The organism is Streptomyces sp. NPDC056600 (assembly GCF_042792855.1).
GTDB lineage: Bacteria > Actinomycetota > Actinomycetes > Streptomycetales > Streptomycetaceae > Streptomyces.
On record NZ_JBHTVQ010000065.1, the window covers coordinates 1 to 4,191 of the forward strand.

The following is a 4,191-nucleotide window of genomic DNA, read 5'->3' on the forward strand; positions in this document are numbered from 1 at the left end:
GGCCGGAGCCGCGGCCCCGGCCCCTCGGACGGCTCCGGGAGCGGGCGCGGCGGTCCTCACCAGCCTTCCTCCCCGGCCACGTCCAGCTCCGCCCGCAGCCGGTCGAAGCAGCCGCTGAGCAGCCGCGACACGTGCATCTGCGAGATGCCGAGCTGCTGGGCGATCCGGCTCTGGGTCATCCCGCGGAAGAACCGCAGGTAGAGGATGACCCGGTCCCGCTCGGAGAGGGCCTCCAGGCAAGGCCGTACCGCCACCCGGTCCACCACCAGGTCGTAACCGGTCTCGACCGATCCCAGCGCGTCCTCCAGCGCGTACCCCTCGGTGCCGGGCAGCTCCGCCTCCAGGGACAGGGCGTGGAAGCACTCCAAGGCCTCCATGCCGGTGCGCACCTCGTCCTCGGTGAGCCCGGTGTACTCGGCGATCTCGGCGATCGTGGGCGAGCGGCCCTGGGTGGTCTGGGACAGCTCCTTGGCCGCCCGCCTGACCCGGTTGCGCAGGTCCTGGACCCGCCGGGGCACGTGCAGGGTCCACAGGTGGTCGCGGAAGTGGCGTTTGATCTCACCGGTGACGGTGGGCACCGCGTACGACTCGAAGGCGCAGCCGCGCGCGGGGTCGTAGTGGTCGACGGCCTTGACCAGGCCGAGTGCCGCCACCTGGTAGAGGTCTTCCAAGGCCTCACCGCGGCCGCGGAAGTTGACGGCGATCCGCTCGGCCATGGGGAGCCAGGCGCGGACCAGGTCGTCGCGCAGGGCCCGGTGTTCGGGCCCTTCCGGGAGGGACGCCAGGCGGGCGAAGGCCGCCGCGGTGTCCGGGGCGTCGTCGTGCGGATGGCCGCGGGACCGGGTGGTCCGGGTGCGGGTGGTGGTGCTGGTGGCCGGCATACGGGCACCTCCCTCGGCTGGGCCGGCAGGGCGGTCGCCGCGGAAGAGGGCGCTCTCGGACAGGTCCGGGACGCCGGGGGCCGTGCGTGCAGGCCCACTCCCGCGGCCGTGCCTCCTGTCCGAAGCACTGGTGGAGGAATTCCCTCGAACGGGGGAAGCCAAACAAATCGGGCAAACAGCCCGAAAGTGTCATCGGTGGGCGCCGGTGGCGGAGTGGGGGGTGACGGACGAGGGACGAGGAGACGGGGGGCCGTGGGGCGGGCCCGGGCCCCGGCGCCTCAGTGCTCGATGGAGTCGATCAGTTCCCGGGCGCCCTGGCGGAGCAGGGTGACCGCCACCGAGGTGCCCAGCGTCGCCGGGTCCAGCGGGCCGGCCCACTCGTGGGCGTTCAGCCGCGTCTTGCCGTCGGGGGTGAAGACGCAGGCGCGCAGCGACAGCTCGCCGGTGCGGTCGACCCGGGCGACACCGGCGATCGGGCTGTTGCAGTGCCCCTGCAGGACGTGCAGGAACATCCGCTCCGCGGTCGCCTCCCGGTGGGTGTCCGGGTCGCCGAGGGCGCCGACCGCCTCGATCAGGCCGGTGTCCTCCTCGCGGCACTGGAGGGCGAGGATGCCCGCGCCGATCGGCGGCATCATCGTCTCGGTGGAGAGCACCTCGCTCACCGTGTCGGTCCGGCCGATGCGCTCCAGCCCGGACAGCGCCAGCAGCAGCGCGTCCGCCTCGCCGGCCGCCAGCTTCTCCAGCCGCCGGTTGGCGTTGCCGCGCATCGGCACGCAGGTCAGATGCGGGTGCGAGGCGGCGAGCTGGGCCACCCGGCGCACCGAGGACGTCCCGATCCGGGTGCCCGGGGGGAGCTCGTCGAGGGTCAGCCCGCCGGGGTGGATCAGCGCGTCGCGGACGTCGTCCCGCCGCAGGAAGGCGGCGAAGACGGTGCCGGCGGGCAGCGGCCGGTCGGCGGGGATGTCCTTGACGCAGTGCACCGCGAGATCGGCCTCGCCGGCCAGCAGGGCGGCGTCCACCTCCTTGGTGAACGCGCCCTTGCCCTCCACCTGCGACAGCTCGCCCATCCACTTGTCGCCGGTGGTCTTGACCGGCACGACCTCGGTGCGCGTCGAGGGGTGGTGCAGGGCGAGTTCGGCGCGTACGCGCTCGACCTGCGCGAGGGCCATCGGGGAGTCGCGGGAGACGATGCGGACGATCTCGGGAGCCGACATGCGGCCACGATAGCCGTCAACAAGGGCCCCGTGGAGCCTGTGTCGCGACTGCGGCGCGCGAGTCCAGCGGGACCCTAGCCTCCCTCGTCGACGTCGTCGCCGGCGTCCGCGCCCGAAGCGGCGGCCGCGCCGGGCGGGAGGTGTGCCGCGGACTCCTCAGGAGCAAGGTCCGGCCGCAGGCGCAGCCAGGACGGCTGGCGCAGCAGGCCCGCCCGGGTCCGGGTGCTGTAGCGGACCTCGCCCACCAGCCGCGGCACCACCCAGCGCGCCCCGGCCGCCTTCGGGGCGGGGGTGAACGGGCAGACGTCGGTCGCCGCGGCGGCCAGCAGCCGGGCCAGGTCCGTGCGCTCCGCCTCGCTCCAGCCGGTGCCGACGCTGCCCACGTACCGCAGCAGTCCCTCGGGGTCGCGCTGGCCCATCAGCACCGCTCCCGGCAGCCCGGTGAGCCGCCCGCGCCCGGGCGTCCAGCCGCCCACCAGCACGTCGACGCCGGTCATGTGCCGGATCTTGATCCACGCGCGTGAGCGCACCCCCGGCTCGTACACCGAGTCGAGTCGCTTGCAGACCAGTCCTTCCAGGCCGTGCTCACGGGTGAGCGCGAGGGCCTGCTCGCCGTGGCCGACGACCGCGGCGGGCGTGGACCAGAAAGGGCCCGCCAGGCCGAGCCCTTCCAGCTCCCGGCGGCGGCGCGCGTACGGCAGCCGGAGCAGGGAGCGGCCGTCCAGGTGCATCGCGTCGAAGAGCACCAGGTGCGCGGGGGCGGCCGTGGCGCGGCGGGCCGCCAGGGCGGGGGAGCCGGCGAGGCCCATCCGGGACTGGAGCAGCTGGAAGTCGGCGCGGCCCCGGTCGTCGAGGACCAAGATCTCCCCGTCCAGGACCGCCGCGGCGCCGCCCATGGCCCGCCCCAGCGGAGCCAGTTCCGGGTAGGCGGCCGTGATGTCCTCGCCGGAGCGGGCCCGCAGGGTGAGCGTTCCGTCCGCCTCCGCGTAGACCACGGCGCGCTGGCCGTCCTGCTTGGTCTCGTAGGCCCACCGGTCGTCCTGCGCCGGGGGCGGCAGCCGGCCGGGGGTCGCGAGCATGGGGGAGATCCGTGGCAGCGTCACGGCACAGTTCTCCACCACCGGCCCGCCGGTCAAGCGGCGGCGCGGCCCGCTTCCCCCGACCGGCCCAGGCCGCGCTCAGTCCAGCCGCTGCTCCGCGTAGGCGGCCATGGCCGTGGCCAGGAACTCCGCCATACGGGGGTGCTTGGCGTCGTAGCGGGCACGGAACTCCGGCGAGTCCGCGTACATCCGGCCCAGGCCGGTGAACGAGGCGCGGTTCGGCGTCCAGAAGGCGCACACCGCCCGGTACTGCCGGTCCATGAGCTCCACGGCCCGCGGGTCGTCCGGGGCGGCCCCCGCCTCGATCAGCTCCACCGCCGCGTCCTCCACGGCCTCGTACTCGGCGACGGCCTCGTCGGCCCGTGCGCGGTCCCAGCCGGCCGTGCGGCGCCGGCTCTCCGCGATCTGCTGCCGGGCCTCGTCCCCGTACCGGTCCACCAGCTCGGCCTCGTAGGCCGCCTGACGTGCCGGGTCGATCCCGTCGAACAGCTCTTCCAGTGCCATGTCCCTCTCCCCTTCCAGGTGCGCGATGGTCGCGGTCACCGTCTCCACCAGCCGCTCCACCCGCCGGCGCTCGGCGAGCAGTCCGTCCAGGTGGGTGCGCAGCGCCTCGACGGCGTCCTTCTCCTCGTCGACGACCGCGGCGATCTCCGACAGGCCCAGGCCGAGGCCGCGGAGCAGCAGGATGCGCTGCAGCCGCAGGGCGGAGGCGGCGGTGTAGTGCCGGACGCCGCCGGCGCCGAGCCGGTCCGCGGGCAGCAGGCCCACGGCGTCGTAGTGCCGCAGGGTCCTCACCGTCACTCCGGAGGCCTTCGCCAGCCGGGTGATCGACCACTCCTCGTCCATGACCGAGGCATCGCCCTTCGTTCGCGCGTCACGTCCGTGGCCGCGGGTGGCGGCGCCCGGCACCACGCAAGGGGCGGAAGCTGCGGCCCCGGCCACCCCCCGTTTCCCGCGGGGCGGTGGGGGGACCCCCCCCGGGGGGGGGGGGCCCGG

General features: G+C 75.0%; 4 protein-coding genes. All 4 read right to left on the minus strand.

Translation table 11 applies throughout. The features are described 5' to 3' along the window. Window positions 1-56: 56 nt before the first annotated feature. Window positions 57-881: a SigB/SigF/SigG family RNA polymerase sigma factor gene (locus ACFRAV_RS26060; protein WP_382558675.1), complete on the minus strand. Its 825-nt coding sequence runs from the start codon at window positions 879-881 to the stop codon at window positions 57-59. Between the two features lie 278 nt (window positions 882-1,159). Next, window positions 1,160-2,095, minus strand: a complete 936-nt coding sequence (hemC, locus tag ACFRAV_RS26065) for a hydroxymethylbilane synthase (protein WP_351117360.1) — start codon at window positions 2,093-2,095, stop codon at window positions 1,160-1,162. Window positions 2,096-2,169: 74 nt separating this feature from the next. Continuing rightward, window positions 2,170-3,198 carry an ATP-dependent DNA ligase gene (locus ACFRAV_RS26070; protein WP_382558676.1) on the minus strand — a complete coding sequence of 343 codons (1,029 nt, stop codon included), beginning with the start codon at window positions 3,196-3,198 and terminating at the stop codon, window positions 2,170-2,172. 75 nt (window positions 3,199-3,273) lie between these two features. Further along, complete coding sequence (locus ACFRAV_RS26075) at window positions 3,274-4,041, minus strand: TipAS antibiotic-recognition domain-containing protein (protein WP_382558677.1); 768 nt, start codon at window positions 4,039-4,041, stop codon at window positions 3,274-3,276. Window positions 4,042-4,191: the final 150 nt, after the last annotated feature.

What these genes read in the sequence shown, in the direction of transcription:
- ACFRAV_RS26060 (WP_382558675.1), bottom strand. Translation starts at nt 881, where the DNA reads ATGCCGGCCACCAGCACCACCACCCGCACCCGGACCACCCGGTCCCGC.
- hemC (WP_351117360.1), bottom strand. Translation starts at nt 2,095, where the DNA reads ATGTCGGCTCCCGAGATCGTCCGCATCGTCTCCCGCGACTCCCCGATG.
- ACFRAV_RS26075 (WP_382558677.1), bottom strand. Translation starts at nt 4,041, where the DNA reads ATGGACGAGGAGTGGTCGATCACCCGGCTGGCGAAGGCCTCCGGAGTG.